The following is a 14330-nucleotide window of genomic DNA, read 5'->3' on the forward strand; positions in this document are numbered from 1 at the left end:
GCAATGTCTGACATGTATTGGCTGAAGGACAAAACAGTTCCGTTCGCCACGTTCTTGAACGTCGTGCAGGCCTACTACCACCCCGAGGTTCGCCACACCAACTACCAGTTGCTCGTCGAGCGTGCCCGGGAAGCTCGTCCGGACGACGTCAAGATGGCAACCTTCAAGAAAGATCTGACGCAGTTACTGCGAGGAGACCGATCGGGTCTGCGAGCCGGGGCGATCGACGTCGCGGCCGCGTACGACGACTGGGACACCGACGACGAGTTTCTGGTCTGGCTATGGCATGAGCTCTATCCGGATGAGCCCCCACCAACGCCGCAGGCCGGCGCCCGCGAACAGGCCTCGGATTAGCAGCCGTCGCGGGGAATAATCGATGCGGACCGCGGGTGGTTTGCTATATGTCCACTCGAACCATTCGCTTGGGCAATCCACTCGTCCGGTTCTCGTCGTGCCGTGCAAAGTCTGGCGCGAGGCATCCCGTTGGCCGGAGCTGCACGAGTCGGCCTTCCCCGAATGGATCCCGCCCTGAGCTCCCGTACTCGCGCATCCCGTCCTCCGGGACCACCTCCGACCTCAGCACGTACGCCTCGAACGGCAGCCGCCTACAACACCAGTTCGGGTTGGAGTTTTTTGGCGGGCCAGACGCGTTGTTTGCGGGCGGCGAGGGTGGAGGCGGCGAGGGCTACTGCGAACCAGGCTGCTAGGGCGAGGAGGTCTCGGCCTAGGGAGGCGCCGGGGCCGCCGTACATGAGGTGCCGTACGCCGTCGATGGCGTAGCTCATGGGGAGGGCGTGGTGGAAGAAGTACAGGGGTTGGGGGATGGTCTGCCACGGGAACGTGCCGCCGGCGCTGACCAGTTGGACGACCATCAGGACCAGGCCGAGGAACTTGCCCACGGCGCCGAGCCATGCGGACAGTGCGTGCAGGATCGCGACGAAGGTGAACGACGTCAGGATCAGGAAGCCGACGGTCAGCCATGGGTGGGCGGCGTGGATACCGAGGCCGAGGACGACGGCGACGAAGACGAGCGTGGCCTGGATCGCGCCGAAGAGCGCCGGCGGCAACCAACCGCCGAGCGCGACCCGGAACGGCGACTGCAGTGCGGCGAGCGCCCGCGGTGACAGCGGCCGTACCAGCAGGAAGAGGACGTACGCCCCGATCCAGCACGCCAGGCTGAGGAAGAACGGGGCCAGGCCGGCGCCGTAGCTGTCGGCCGTGGCCTGCGAGACGTTCTGCAGCGTGACAGGTGCGCCCAGTGTCTCGGCGACCGCCTTGCGCTGGTCGGCCGACGGGTTCGGGATCTGCTTCACACCGTTCTGTAGACCGGTGTTCAGCTGCGTCGCTCCGGTCTTCAGCTGACCCACACCGGTCGCCAGGCTGTTCACACCGGTCAGCAACTGCCCCTGCCCAGTGACGGCCTGCTTCTCGCCCGCAGCAAGCTTCTGCGCACCGGTCTGCAGCGTGCCCAGCCCGGTCCTCAGCTGCGTAGCACCTGTGCTGAGCTGATGCGCCCCACTGGACGCAGTGCTGATTCCACTCGTCAGAGCCGGTGTCGCCTTGGCCAGCGCGGACGCGCCGTTCGACACCTTCCGTGCACCGGTCGCGAGCTGGTTGAGCTGCTTGGACGTCGACTGGATCTTCGTGTTCGCCTGTACGACGGGAGCACGCAACTTCGCCGTCTCGAGCAGAATCACCCTGATCTGGTGCTGGCTCAGCCCCTGCTGCTTCAACCGCGCAGCCAGTTGCGCGTCGAACGTCTTCAGGTCCTTCACCAACGTGCTGGACGCAGTAGCGACCTGGCGTCCGGTACTAGCGATCTTCTCGTTGCCGTCAGCGACCTGATCCGCTCCGGCTGCCAGCTGCTTCGTCTGCTTCGGCAGCGTCGCAGTCTTCTCCTTCAACGTTCCCAGACCGCTGTCGAGCTGCGCAGCGCCAGTCGCCAACGACGACGCGCCCTGCGACGCCTGTGCGGTACCTGTGGCCAGCTGTGTCGCTCCTGCAGACAGCTGCTTCTGCGCGGTGTTGAGCTGCGTAGCACCGGACTGCAGCTTCGTGACTCCGGTTGCGGCGGACGTCAGCCCGGTCTGCAGCTGGGCCGCACCGGCAGCTGCAGAACTGACCTGCTTGTGGATGGTGTTGTACCCGGCCAACAGCTGCGACGCGGCGGTCTCACTCACCTGCGACGCGACAGTCTTCGTCACCTGCGCCACGACCTGGTTGGCGATCGTGTGTGCGATGTAGTTGTTGGCGTCGTTCGTCAGGAGCTCCAGCTCCGCCTGCCGCGGCGTGAAGTCCGCACTCGACGCCAGGTCGGACGAGAACGACTTCGGCAGCACCAGTGCGAACTCGTACTTCCCGTCGGACACACCCTTCGTCGCGTCCGCGCGGTTCACCTGATGCCAGTCGAAGCTCTTCGACTTCACCAGTTCGTCCGCGACCTGCGGTCCGACGTTGAGCTTCTCGCCGGTCGCAAGCGTCGTACCCGCGTCCTCGACGACGACCGCGGTCGGGATCTTGTTCAACCGCCCGTACGGGTCGTGGTTCGCGTAGAGGTACAGGCCGCCGTACAGCACCGGCACCAGCAGCAGCGCTACCACGGCCAGCTTGGGCAGCCGCCCGGCTGTCAGGCGCCGCAACTCACTCAGGGCCATCCGCAGCGCGGTCACGCCTCTGTCTCCTCTTCATCTTCGATGGGGGTAACTGGCTCTACAGGAGCCACCGGAGTGACCTGCACCGGGTCGGGCTGGTCTGTCTCACCCATTCGAGCGGCCTTGACGTCCAGCAGCCGCGCTGACGCATCAGCACACGTGATGATCACGCCGTACCCCTGCGCAGCCAGCCCGCGCCCCAGCTCGTACCAGCCGTGCGGATCGCCACCATGTCGATCCGGCATGGTCAGAATGACCACCTGTACGTCGGGACGCGCCACAGTGAGCTCGGCGAGCAGCCTGGTCCGTACAGCGACCGGCAGGTGCTCGAACCGCTTGTCGGCGTGCTCTGCGGCGTCATGCTCGTTCAGCCACTCCAGCACGGCCTTACGCCCCGCTTTGCGGCCGGCGATCGCCAGCTCCTCGCCCACCACCGTCTGAACCGGCAGCGCGTCGTCCGGCTCGGTGATGCCGGGTGCGTCGACCACGGCGACCCGTCGTCGCAGCAGGGCCGGGTCGGTCTTGCCGTCGAGGCGGACTCGCCCGGTGTCGGGCTTAAGCCGCCCGGACAGGCCCAGCGCCGCGGCGACGTGCCCTGCGCCCGGGTACCCGGTCAGGAGCACCACCTGGTGATCCGCGACCGATACCGACGTGGCGTGCAGCATCGGTGCGTGCGGACCACGCACACTGATCCCGGCGGCCTCGAGCTCCATCCTGCATCCCCGTTCAATACGGTTGTGTATTCAATACAGAACTGTATCCTACTCTTATGGAACCGCCCAAGCGCCGCCGCTCCAACACCCGGGCCCGCCTTCTCGAAGGGGCACTGGAGGTGTTCGCCGAGCGCGGGTTCCACGGCGCGTCGGTGGAGGACATCTGCGAGCGGGCCGGATTCACCCGCGGCGCCTTCTACTCGAACTTCGGCTCCAAGGACGAGCTGGTCCTCGCCCTGTTCCAGGCCACGACCGACCGGCTCCTCGAGCAGATCGAGGCGCTGCTCCCCGACCTGGCGAATCAGCCCGGCACGCTTCTGGACGCCGTACTGGGACTGCTCGACGAGACCGCGCCGGACCAGCGGCAATGGCATCTGATCTCGGCCGAGTTCACGCTGCACGCGTTGCGCGATCCGGACGCGGCGGAGGCGCTGAACAAGCAGCGGGCGATGTTCCGCGAGAGCCTGACCCGGCTGGTCGAGCAGATCGCCGAGGCGGGCGGGCTGGAGCTCACCGTGCCGGCAGAGCAGTTCGTGCGGATGGTGATGGCGCTGCACGAGGGCGCGCGTTCGCAAAGCCTGCTCGAGCCACGGGAGGTTCCGGCCGGTTCGCTCGAGCACACGTTCCTGCCGATGGTGCTGGAAGCGGTCAGCCGACCTTCACGCTGATCGTGTGCAGGCCGGTCGACCCGTTCGGAGCGGGCGGCGCCGAGGACTCGACCTGTGGATTCCCCGCCGCGTCGAACGCCCGTACCTGCAAGACATGCGTGCCCCGCGGCGCGTCCCACGTCCAGTGCCACTGCCGCCAGGTGTCGATCGACGGGTCCGTGGCCAGCGTGGTTTGTTGCCAAGGGCCCCCATCGACGCGGACCTCGACCTTCGACACCCCGACATGCTGGTCCCAGGCCACACCGGCGACGGTCACGCGTCCCGGTTCGACCTTCTTCCCCAGTGGGGTGTCGATCCGCGACGACAGCTTGATCGGGCCGAGCGCCGACCAGCCGCGCGGCGTCCAGTACGCCTCGAACCGGTCGAACCGGGTTACCTCGATGTCCACCAGCCACTTCGTCGCCGACACGTAGCCGTACAGCCCGGGTACGACGATGCGCACCGGGAACCCGTGCTCCACCGGCAACGGCTCCCCGTTCATCGCGAACGCGAGCATCGCCTGCCGGTCGTCGAGCAGCGTCGGAAGCGGCGTACCGGCGGTGAACCCGTCCTTCGACGTCGACTGGATCGCGTCGGCGTCCTGTGCGGGACCGGCCTCCTCGAGGAGGTCCTTCAGCAGGACGCCGGACCACAACGCGTTCCCGATCAGGTCGCCGCCGACCTCGTTGCTCACACAGGTGAGCGTGACCCACTTGTGGACGACCTGGCGTTTCAGCAGATCGTCGAACGACAGGTTGATCTCGCGGTCGACCATGCCGTGGACGCGGAGATTCCAGTCCGCGGGCACGATCTGCGGCACCGAGAGCGCGGTGTCGATGCGGTAGAAGTCGTCGTTCGCGGTGGCCCACGGTACGGCGCCTTCGGCCTGGACGCCGGCGGGCGGGTCGAGGGTCGGCGGCTGCGGAAGCTTGAGCTGTTTGCGCGCATCCGCCACCGCGGCGCGGTTGCCGCCGACGACCCTGCCCAGCGCACCGATCGCCGCCGAGCCGAGGGCGACGCCAGCCGACAACTGCAGGAAGCCGCGGCGGCTGACGCCGTCGTCCGGGAAGTCGAGTAGGGGTTCGAGGCGACGGCTGAACAGTCTCAAGATGAGGAGCGCGGTGATCCCCGCGAGCGCCGACGGGAGGAACCCGGTTTGTCCCGAGTCGGCGCGTGTGAGGGCGGCGGCGACGGCTACACCGGCCAAGGCGATCGTGATCAGGGCGCCGGCCCAATAGCGTCGTACGGCGAGAACGCCGCCGATCGCGGCGAGGGCCATGACGACGAGCAGGATGCCGGTTCGGAGCGCGGTCTTGTCGTGGGTGCCGAACCAGGAGATCGCCAGGTCTTTCAGCCACGGGGGGACGCGGTCGATGAACGCGGATCCGATCGCGACCACCGGTGTCTGCCGTGTACCGAGGATGCCAGCAGCGACACTGCCGACTGCTAGTCCGGCGAGGGCGGCGAGTACACCACCGGCTGCCGCGCGCCAGCGGATCGCCCGACGCGCAGGTCCACGCGGCGACTCCATAATCCCCGATCCATCCCCCACCCCACCAGGGCCGGGGGTGTTGGGGCGGGTGTTGCCGGGGCGTAGCTGGTCCGAGGGTTGCTTCACTTCTCAACCATTGCGCGATGGGGCGCCCGACACCAGTCGGGCGCCCCATCCGTTAGTCGCGGGTAATGCTCTTGTGTAGTTGTGAGGTTGGTCAGATCCGGTCGGGAGTGATGGGCCCGAGCCCCGGGCGGCCGTTCGGCCAGCGGCGGGCGTTGTCCCGCACTCGACGGAGCTTGCCGAGTACGACGTCCTGCTCGTCGGCCAACTGGGACATCCAGAGGCTGTCGATCTCGAGGAGGTGGTCCGGCAGTGCTTCGCGCAACCGCCGCTTTCCCTCCTCGGTCAGGACCGCGAACGAGCCGCGGGCGTCGTCGGGACAAGGCTCCCGGCGGACCAGTCCGAGATTCTCGGCACGGTCGACCAGCCGGGTGATGCCGCCGGTGGTGACGGTCAACTCCCGGGCGAGGGAGGTAAGACGCTGCTTCTCCCCGTTGCTGCGGGCCAGCCGCAGCAACAGTTCGAACATTGCCATTTGCAGTCCACTGCGCTTCAGGGAATGTCGCATCAGGTGATCCAGCTCGGCTGCTGCTTCTCGCAGCAGGCCGTAGGCCGTCAGCACGTTGCTTTCCCAGGGTTCGGCAGCGCGAGTGGGTTCTGCATCGGCGAGCGCTAGGGGCGAGCAAAGCGAAGGCGCGATGGTCATGCGCGGACTCTATTAGCTGACTAGGTCACTTCGCTACACGGGGTGACCTTTCGGCTACAGATCGACCCAGAACTGCAAGGCCCTGAGCGTAACTCGCCGACCTACGACAGATCCGGTCTAGAACGGTGAAGTTCAGACTGGGGCAATACCGGGTCAGCCCCGGGAACTGCCTCACCAGTTGCCGCTGGGACCCGCGTGCTCCGAGACGCGCTCCTGCTGCGCAGAGCCTGGGCCGCTGCTCGGACGTGACTTGGACGGACCAGACCGTGATCCGGAGGCACCGCCGGACGTCCTGCGGAACGATGTCGTGGGGGTGGGGGAGCCGCCGGCCGCCTCGCCCGCCGAGTGCGCGGCCGCTCCGGCGACGCCGCCCGCGGCTTTTCGTGCTCCGTTCACCATGGCCCCGGCGGCAGCGACCCCGATGCCCACCGGACCAGCAGCCGCCGCTCCGGATGCACCCGCTCCCGAGGCACCAGCACCTGACGCGCCAGCACCTGACGCGCCAGCTCCCGAGGCGCCCCCGCCCGAGGTCGAGCCGCGGAATCCGCCGGACCGCCCGACGTTCACCGCGCCGGTGGCCAAGCCGCCCGGGTCAGCGGACGCGGCGCCCATCCCTGAGCTCCCGCCCGCGACCGCAGCGGTCAGGGGGACCATGAATCGGAGTAGTGCCGGCAGCGCGAAAATCGCCATCAGCAGCATCATCAGGCCGGTGGCCGTCTTCACGAACAGGTTGCCGCCAGAGTTGACGCCCTCCTCGTTCATCTTCATCGCTGTTGCATAGATGAGCGCGGCAGCGGGCTTGTACGCGATGAACGCGAGCGACCAACCGCAGTACTTGCGGAACCAGGTCTTGCCGATCTCGGTGTTGGTCGCGGCGGCCGCGAGCGGGAAGGTACCCGCAAGCAGAATCAGCAGGGCTGTCCGCACCACCATCAGAACGACCTGGACCAGGCCGGCGAGCAACACGATGATCCCGGCGAACATCAGCATGATCATCATCCCGTTGTTGCCGGCCATTCCTTGCAGGATCATGGCCCCGAGCGCGGTCCCTAGAGACGACTGGTCAGGATGCACCTGGTGGATGATCCACACGGCGAGGGAGTCGGAGTAGGAGATCAGCAGCTGCAGCGTCGCCGTACCGCCGGCACTCACCGTCACGAAAGTCAACATTGCTTTCAGCAACGACTTGAGTGGTTCTCCACGCTGTTCCCAGACCGTCCGGATGGCCGCGATCAGGATCGCGAGGGTGAACACCGCCGCCGTGACCTCGTGCAGGTTCCCCTGCAGGAAATCGACGACCTCGGTGTTCTTCGGATGCTCGGTGTCTGCGCCGATCGAGACGGGCAGCGTTTTGGGTTTGACCCAGAACGTCGCTACCGCGTTCATCGCCTCCATCGCACTGTCACCGATCCACCCGACGAGCTTGCCGAAGGTGTTGTTCAGGACGTGCTCGACGCCCTCGCCCACATGACAGGTCAGATCGGTCGGTCCACACATCAGACACCACTCCAAGCCACGAAATCGTTGAGGTTGCGGAGCTGGGAAAACGGAGCACCGACAGGGTTGCCCGGCTGCGGCGGTCGTACCTTCCAGTCGCCGGCCTGCCAGACCAGCGTGAAGGTGGCGCTCATGTACTCCGACTCGACCGGAAGCGCGAGCATGATCGTCGCGCGGTCGTGATCGGCGTCGAGGATCCTGAAGCCGGCCACCTGGCTGGCCGCCGAACCGGTGGACGGGGGTTGCCGGCGAAGCTCCTCGATGAGGGCGTCGGTGCTGGCGCCGGGGATCATCAGCTTCTTGACTGTCGGGATCGCCTGTCCCTGGTCGGCCAGCGCGGCGACGGTGTTGTACGCCGCGTAGAGCGCACCCGTCGGAGAGTGTGCGAAGCACCTGCGGAACCCGTCGGCGTCGGTCTTCGCCGGACCGAACGCGGCTGAGCGCGGTACGACGACCTTCCGGCTGACGTCCCAGCCGTCGACAGTGGGGGCCTTGCTGGGCACGCCCTGATCTCCGTCCCTCAAGCCGCACGAACTCGCACCGCGTCCCGTGCCTGGCGCGGGGGTCGCGACACCGTCGGGTTGTGCCGCGCCGACGGGTTGTGTAGCCGAGTCCGCGCCGTCCTGACCGTCCGATGCCGCACCCTCGATTGCCGCGGGCGCGGTACTGGTGCTGCCTGCAGCGGAGCGGCTCGAGCCGCCTCCGGTCACGATCATGGCGATGCCACAGACGAGAACTGCCCCGACGACGACGCACGACGCGATGAACCCTGGTCCGTAGGGCGACTTGTCTTCGCTCTCACTCATCCCAATCCCCGATCTCTCTGCCAGAACCTCGCACCACAAGGTTGGCAAAAATCGGCCGATCACCGCAGAAGTTATCCACAGGCCTGTGACAGCATGCGCCGGTGGATCGGATTGCGTTGATTTCGGATGTGCACGGGAACCTGACGGCGTTGGAGGCGGTGCTCGCGGATATCGCGGGACGTGGGATCGAGCGGGTGTTCAATCTCGGCGACTACGTGGGAAAGGGGCCGCGAGGGCAGGCGGTGGTGGACCGTTGCCGTGAGGTGTGCGAGGTGAACATCCTCGGGAACTGGGACGACTTCCTCCCCGATCCCGAGCGATCCGAGGACAGCGAGGGCTTGCGGTGGTGGAAGAACGAGCTCCGCGAGGACCAGTGGGCGTGGTTGCGAGGGCTGCCGTTCTGCCACGACTTCCTGTTGAGCGGCCGGCAGGTGCGGCTGTTCCATGCCTCGTCGACGAGTGTTCATCACCGGATCGTTTTCGATCACGACGAAGCGCAGTACGCAAGCTTCTTCGAGAACACCCCGGCGACCGGGGACGGGCCGGTGCCGACGATCGTCGGGTACGCCGACATTCATGACCCGTTCTACGAGGAGGACCGCGGGCGGACGCTCTTCAACACCGGCTCGGTCGGCAACAGCCTCGGTGATCCCACGCCGGGGTACGTGATCCTCGAAGGGGTCATGGACTCACCCGATCCGGCGCCGTACTCGATCCAGTTCGTCCGTGTTCCGTGCGACGCGCACGCAGAACTGGCGATCGCCCGCGAGCTCGGGATGCCGGAGCTCGACGGGTACGAGGCCGAGATCATCCGCGGCGTCTACCGCACGACCTTCTACGCCGGGCGGGATCCGCGGTACCACCGGCGTACGGCCTGAGCCCGGTTGTCCCCAGGGTTTTCCACAGTTGTGCATTGGGGCTTTCAGCAACAATCTGCTGGGCGTTCACCTGTTCGTCACTTGATCAGCAGGGCCTCGGATCCGACTGGTTTGTAGCCGACGGCGAGGAATGTACGCAGTGAAGCCGCGTTCCCTGGCGTGACCTGTGCCCAGATCGAGGTGTCCGGTGGGATCAACGCCCGCGCCGCCAACGCCAGCCGGCGCCCGTTTCCTTGACCGCGGGCGTCCGGTGGTACCTCGATCGCACATTCCAGCCGCCCGGCCAGGCCACGGCCGATCACCACGAGCCCGCCGTACGCGTCGCCGTACACCCGAACTTCGTCGCGGTACCGCAACGCGCGATCGACCCGCGGATGGTTGTGGTCGATGAGTTCGGTCAGGCCTTCAAGCGGCGCCGGGTCGGTGAGGGCCGGGGCGAGCAGCATTGCGTCGATCGCGTTGACCTGGCGGCCGGTGAACTCCTCGAGCGCGGCGAGGAACGGTGGGTTCGTCGGCGCGGACAGATCGCCCTCCGGCACCCGCTCCGCGACCCAGGCCGGGTCGACGTCCGCGGCGATCACGATGTGGCCGGTGAACGCGACCACGCACGACTCGCGCTCGGACGGCGCGGGTACGACGGTGAGCCCGAGATCCGGGGGCGGGAACACGCCGCGCTCGACGCCCCGCAGAATGGCAGCAAGAGATGTCATCACGAGCATTCTCGCGGAGACCCCGTGCCATGCTCGACGAGGAGGCAGCACGATGCGCGAACCGCAGCTGGTGAAGGCCGACGGACTGCCCGACCGGGTCACGATCTACGAGGTCGGGCCCCGCGACGGGCTGCAGAACGAGTCGGCGATCGTCGATGTCGCGGTCAAGGCCGAGTTCATCCGGCGACTGCTCGACGCGGGTCTGACGACGGTCGAGACGACGAGTTTCGTGCACCCGAAATGGGTTCCGCAGCTGGCGGATGCGGCCGAGCTGCTCGACCAGCTCGAGCTGCCCGACGGCGTACGTGCTCCGGTCCTGGTCCCGAACGAGCGCGGTCTCGACCGTGCGCTCGCGGCCGGTGTCGATGAGATCGCGATCTTCGCGAGCGCGACCGAGACGTTCGCGGCGAAGAACCTCAACTCCACCCTCGACGACCAGTTCGCGATGTTCACGCCGACGATCCAGCGGGCGCTGGCCGAGGGCTTGTCGGTGCGCGGGTACGTGTCGATGTGTTACGGCGACCCGTGGGAGGGCGACGTACCGATCGATCAGGTGGTCAAGGTCGGCGCGCGGCTGGTCGACCTCGGGTGCCACGAGCTCTCGCTCGGCGACACGATCGGTGTCGCGACGCCCGGCCAGGTGGATGCGCTGGTCGCAGCCTTCGGTGCGGCCGGCGTGGGTGTGGACAAGCTGGCGGTGCATTTCCACGACACCTACGGGCAGGCGCTCGCCAACACACTCACTGCGCTGCGCGACGGCGTGACCACGGTCGACAGCTCCGCCGGCGGGCTCGGCGGCTGTCCGTACGCCGAGAGCGCGACCGGCAACCTCGCCACCGAAGACCTCCTCTGGCAACTCAACGGCCTCGGCATCGAGACCGGCGTCGACCTGGAGAAACTCGTTACCACCAGCACCTGGATGGCCGAACAACTCGGCAAACCCTCTGCAAGCCGAGTGGTTCAGGCCCTCGCCGGCTGAAACTGTCGGTACTGCCTGGCACGCTGGTGGGGTGAGTGCGCAGCGAGCTGAACTTGGCGAGTTCTTGAAGGCTCGGAGGGCCCGGGTGGCGCCGGAGGACGTTGGCTTGCCTGCAGGTGGGAGGCGGCGGACGCCAGGGTTGCGGCGTGAGGAGCTGGCGCTGCTCGCCGGTGTCGGCGTCACCTGGTACACGTGGCTCGAGCAGGGGCGGCCGATCAACGCCAGCGGACAGGTGCTGGACGCGGTCGCGACGACGCTCAAGCTGAGCCCGGTCGAGCGTGAACATCTCTACCGCCTGGCTGAAGCAACCCCGATGCGCTTGCCGCGTACGACGGATTGCGCGAGCGAGGCCGTGTTCGACGAGATCGTGGCGGCGCTCGACCCGCTGCCCGCGGTGATCACGAACACCCGCTTCGACATCATCCGCGCGAACCAGGCGTACCACGACCTGTTCCACGACTGGCACCAACTGCCCTGCATCCACAAGAACCTGCTCTGGTGCATCATCACCGAGCCTGCAGCCCGCGCGCAGTTGCTGAACTACGACACCGAGGTCCCGTATCTGGTCGGCCGCCTGCGCTCGGCGTACGGCGAACATGTCGGCGACCCGGACTGGGAGACGGACCTCGAGCGGTTGCAGTCGATCTGCCCCGAGTTCGCCCAGCTGTGGTCACGCCACGAGGTGGCTGCCTGTACGCCGCGCGTCCGCCGGATCCTCAATCCGATCGTCGGCGAACTGCGCCTCACCGTCACCGAGCTGGCAGTGTCGGCGCACCCCGACCTGGTCCTGTACGTCGAGACGCCCGCGGACGAGGACTCGCGCGCCAAACTCCAGCTGACCCGCAGGGAGGCTACTGCTCGATAGGCCGGCGGATGCGCCGTACCAGGCTCTTGTCCGCGAACTGCCCGACGCGGTACGTCGTCCAGCCGTCGACGCCGGCGCCCACGGCACCCCCGAGCAGCGGGATCCGGCGGGTGAAGGTGACCGCCATCCGCTTGCCGCTGATCCGCCCGATCAGCTCCGCGACGACCTCGCCCGAGACCTGGCGATCCAGCTCCGGGTCGAACACCGGCGCCGTGGCGATCGCGAGCGGAGACGAGACCAGGCTGGACTTCCGGAGCCGCGCCGTCACACCGTCCTCACCGAGCAGGCAGGTGATCACCGCCGTACGGACCCGTGGATCGTCGAGGTCGTACCCGCGCAGGTGCGCGATCGCCGCGACCATCCGGCACTGGACGACCGCGAGACCGGCCAGATTGGCCGGCAGCGCGACGGGCAGGGTGACGAGACCGCCGATGCTGGTGACGAACCCCTGCACGCCGGCGAGCCGGATGTGCTGGTCGATCACTGCCTCGATCGCGACCGTGATGTCGCCGCCGCACCGCTCGAGCTTGTTGTCCGCGATCCGCTCCGCGCCCGGGAACCGCTGGTACCCGTCGATCGCGATCTCGAGGATCTGGCGCAACATGCCGCCCGCTGCCGTCGGGGCGAACCGCTGGGCAGCGGGCGCGAGACTACTGGCGACGAACCTGGCTACTCCGGCCACGGTGCTCCTTCCCGCCCGGCCCCACGCGTAAGAACCCGGACGTGCTTCAACTGTACGTGGCTCCCCGGCCCCCGGCACTCGGGAGAAACCCTTGGTGTGCCCTGGGTGGACCGCCACGCATGCACAAGTGCCGTTTCGCCGTGGTTCGCCCCTTGCTAGGCGGGGTTCTGCCTGCGTGGCGGTCCGGATGGTCCAGGATGGTGATGTGCCGATCGAACCTCCCCCGTCCCATTGGGACTTCCCGCCGGTTGGTGTCGCCGGGGCGAGTGATGTGGTCGCGGGCGGTGCGGACCTGGCGCCGGGGACGGTACTGGCGGCGTACCGGCGGGGGCTGTTCCCGATGCCGGATCATCGCGGTTCGGTGCTGTGGTGGTCGCCGGTCGACCGCGGCGTGATCGAGGTCGGCGGGTACCAGCCGAGCCGGTCGCTGCGGCGGGCGCGCGGGAAGTTCGAGATCCGCGTCGACACCGCGTTCGACCAGGTCATCCGCGCGTGTGCGGACCCGCGCCGCCCGGGTTCGTGGATCGACTCCGAGATCATCGCGTCGTACACCGAACTGCACCGGCTCGGCTGGGTGCACTCGGTCGAGGCGTGGGACGGCGACGAGCTGGCGGGCGGGCTGTACGGCGTCGCGATCGGCGGACTGTTCGCGGGCGAGTCGATGTTCCACCACAAGACCGACGGCTCGAAGGCGGCCGTCGCCGGCGCGATCGAGCTGCTGAACGACGAGTACGCCGCCGACCGGGTCTTCGACATCCAGTGGGTCACCGACCATCTGGCCACGCTCGGCGCGGTCTCGATCCCGCGGGAGACCTACGTACGCCGGGTCTCGAAAGCGCTCGCCGTCCCGCTGCCGAAGGCGTTCAGCTGAGCCCGACGAACGCCGCCATCTGCCGCGACGCGGACGTGAAGAACTCGTCCGCCGGATCCATCGACCCAACCAGCTGTCCGAACAGTTCGAAGCTGAGCATCCCGAACAACTGTGTCCACACGATCATGGTCCGGAGCAGCACGGCCGGTGGGACCTCGGGCGCCAGCTCGACCAGCACCTCCGTCTGCTGAGCCAGCACGCCGGACGGTGACGGCGCGTCCGGCGGCGGCACGAGTCGCCCCGACACCTGAGCGCGCTGCAACAACCCCAGCAACAGCAGCGGGACCCGCACCGCCGATTGAACCGTGGTTTGCGGGGCCTTGTAGCCGCTGATCGGGGAGCCGTAGATGAGTGCGTACTCCTGTGGATTCGCCCGCGCCCAGGAACGCACCGCTGCGTAGATCGCGACCCATTCCTCGACCAGATCGTCGCCCCCGGCCGCCGCCTCGGCCGCCTCGCCCAGAGCGTCGTACGCGTCGATGATCAGCGCGGTTAGGAGCTCGTCGCGGCTCGCGAAGTACCGGTACAGCGCCGACGACACCATCCCGAGTTCGCGGGAGATCGCTCGCAGCGACAGCGCCTCGGCGCCGACGGTCGCGAGCTGCTGCCGGGCAGCCGTCTTGATCTCGTCGGTCAGCTCGGCCCGGGCTCGTTCACGGGCGGTACGTCCGGCGTTCATGGAGCCAGTGTGCCACAGAAACGAGAGCAGTGCTCTTGACAGTGAGCGGCGATCTGATGTTCACTGATCACAACAGAGAGCACCGCTCTCG

General features: G+C 67.7%; 15 protein-coding genes. 6 read left to right on the forward strand and 9 right to left on the reverse strand.

From position 1 onward, the window contains the following. Window positions 1–3 precede the first annotated feature (3 nt). Window positions 4–354, forward strand: coding sequence for a hypothetical protein (locus tag ACWF0M_RS29060; RefSeq protein ID WP_452238900.1), 351 nt, complete (start codon window positions 4–6; stop codon window positions 352–354). 251 nt (window positions 355–605) lie between these two features. On the opposite strand, the gene ACWF0M_RS29065 is transcribed toward ACWF0M_RS29060, so the two are convergent. Both ACWF0M_RS29065 and ACWF0M_RS29070 read right to left on the reverse strand, forming a co-directional pair. Next, window positions 606–2669 carry a YhgE/Pip family protein gene (locus ACWF0M_RS29065; RefSeq protein WP_452238901.1) on the reverse strand — a complete coding sequence of 688 codons (2064 nt, stop codon included), beginning with the start codon at window positions 2667–2669 and terminating at the stop codon, window positions 606–608. Continuing rightward, window positions 2666–3364, reverse strand: coding sequence for a hypothetical protein (locus tag ACWF0M_RS29070; protein ID WP_452238902.1), 699 nt, complete (start codon window positions 3362–3364; stop codon window positions 2666–2668). The genes ACWF0M_RS29065 and ACWF0M_RS29070 overlap by 4 nt, the downstream gene beginning before the upstream one ends. 56 nt (window positions 3365–3420) lie before the next feature. On the opposite strand from ACWF0M_RS29070, the gene ACWF0M_RS29075 reads away from it, so the two are divergent. Continuing rightward, window positions 3421–4032 (forward strand): TetR/AcrR family transcriptional regulator, encoded by a 612-nt coding sequence (locus ACWF0M_RS29075; RefSeq protein WP_452238903.1) that lies wholly within the window; start codon window positions 3421–3423, stop codon window positions 4030–4032. On the opposite strand, the gene ACWF0M_RS29080 is transcribed toward ACWF0M_RS29075, so the two are convergent. From ACWF0M_RS29080 to ACWF0M_RS29095, 4 genes are all read right to left on the reverse strand, one after another. Further along, on the reverse strand, window positions 4013–5542 hold the full coding sequence (locus tag ACWF0M_RS29080) for a molybdopterin-dependent oxidoreductase (protein WP_452238904.1): 1530 nt from the start codon (window positions 5540–5542) through the stop codon (window positions 4013–4015). The genes ACWF0M_RS29075 and ACWF0M_RS29080 overlap by 20 nt on opposite strands. A 178-nt stretch (window positions 5543–5720) precedes the next feature. Continuing rightward, window positions 5721–6272 carry a MarR family winged helix-turn-helix transcriptional regulator gene (locus ACWF0M_RS29085; RefSeq protein ID WP_238154918.1) on the reverse strand — a complete coding sequence of 184 codons (552 nt, stop codon included), beginning with the start codon at window positions 6270–6272 and terminating at the stop codon, window positions 5721–5723. A 171-nt stretch (window positions 6273–6443) separates the two neighbouring features. Next, entirely contained in the window at window positions 6444–7769 is a 1326-nt protein-coding gene (locus ACWF0M_RS29090; protein WP_452238905.1) for a hypothetical protein, read from the reverse strand. After that, window positions 7769–8575 (reverse strand): hypothetical protein, encoded by an 807-nt coding sequence (locus ACWF0M_RS29095; RefSeq protein ID WP_452238906.1) that lies wholly within the window; start codon window positions 8573–8575, stop codon window positions 7769–7771. The genes ACWF0M_RS29090 and ACWF0M_RS29095 overlap by 1 nt, the downstream gene beginning before the upstream one ends. 101 nt (window positions 8576–8676) lie before the next feature. Between ACWF0M_RS29095 and ACWF0M_RS29100 the strand changes: the two genes are divergently transcribed. Further along, window positions 8677–9453: a metallophosphoesterase family protein gene (locus tag ACWF0M_RS29100; protein WP_452238907.1), complete on the forward strand. Its 777-nt coding sequence runs from the start codon at window positions 8677–8679 to the stop codon at window positions 9451–9453. A 77-nt stretch (window positions 9454–9530) separates the two neighbouring features. Here ACWF0M_RS29100 and ACWF0M_RS29105 read toward each other — a convergent pair whose 3' ends face one another. Continuing rightward, a complete protein-coding gene (locus tag ACWF0M_RS29105; RefSeq protein WP_452238908.1) occupies window positions 9531–10163 on the reverse strand; it encodes a GNAT family N-acetyltransferase in 633 nt (210 codons plus the stop codon). A 52-nt stretch (window positions 10164–10215) separates the two neighbouring features. Between ACWF0M_RS29105 and ACWF0M_RS29110 the strand changes: the two genes are divergently transcribed. Together ACWF0M_RS29110 and ACWF0M_RS29115 are read left to right on the forward strand one after the other, a co-directional pair. Beyond that, a complete protein-coding gene (locus ACWF0M_RS29110; RefSeq protein WP_452238909.1) occupies window positions 10216–11142 on the forward strand; it encodes a hydroxymethylglutaryl-CoA lyase in 927 nt (308 codons plus the stop codon). 31 nt (window positions 11143–11173) lie between these two features. Further along, entirely contained in the window at window positions 11174–12007 is an 834-nt protein-coding gene (locus tag ACWF0M_RS29115; RefSeq protein ID WP_452238910.1) for a helix-turn-helix transcriptional regulator, read from the forward strand. On the opposite strand, the gene ACWF0M_RS29120 is transcribed toward ACWF0M_RS29115, so the two are convergent. Further along, on the reverse strand, window positions 11994–12689 hold the full coding sequence (locus ACWF0M_RS29120) for an EcsC family protein (protein WP_452238911.1): 696 nt from the start codon (window positions 12687–12689) through the stop codon (window positions 11994–11996). The genes ACWF0M_RS29115 and ACWF0M_RS29120 overlap by 14 nt on opposite strands. A gap of 205 nt (window positions 12690–12894) precedes the next feature. Here ACWF0M_RS29120 and aat point away from each other — a divergent pair, with 205 nt between their 5' ends. Beyond that, the gene (gene aat / locus ACWF0M_RS29125) at window positions 12895–13560 is read left to right on the forward strand and encodes a leucyl/phenylalanyl-tRNA--protein transferase (RefSeq protein WP_452238912.1); all 666 of its coding nucleotides are present in this window, start codon (window positions 12895–12897) and stop codon (window positions 13558–13560) included. On the opposite strand, the gene ACWF0M_RS29130 is transcribed toward aat, so the two are convergent. Beyond that, window positions 13553–14239, reverse strand: coding sequence for a TetR/AcrR family transcriptional regulator (locus ACWF0M_RS29130; protein WP_452238913.1), 687 nt, complete (start codon window positions 14237–14239; stop codon window positions 13553–13555). The genes aat and ACWF0M_RS29130 overlap by 8 nt on opposite strands. Window positions 14240–14330 lie beyond the last annotated feature (91 nt).

It is taken from the genome of Kribbella sp. NPDC055110, from assembly GCF_053607525.1.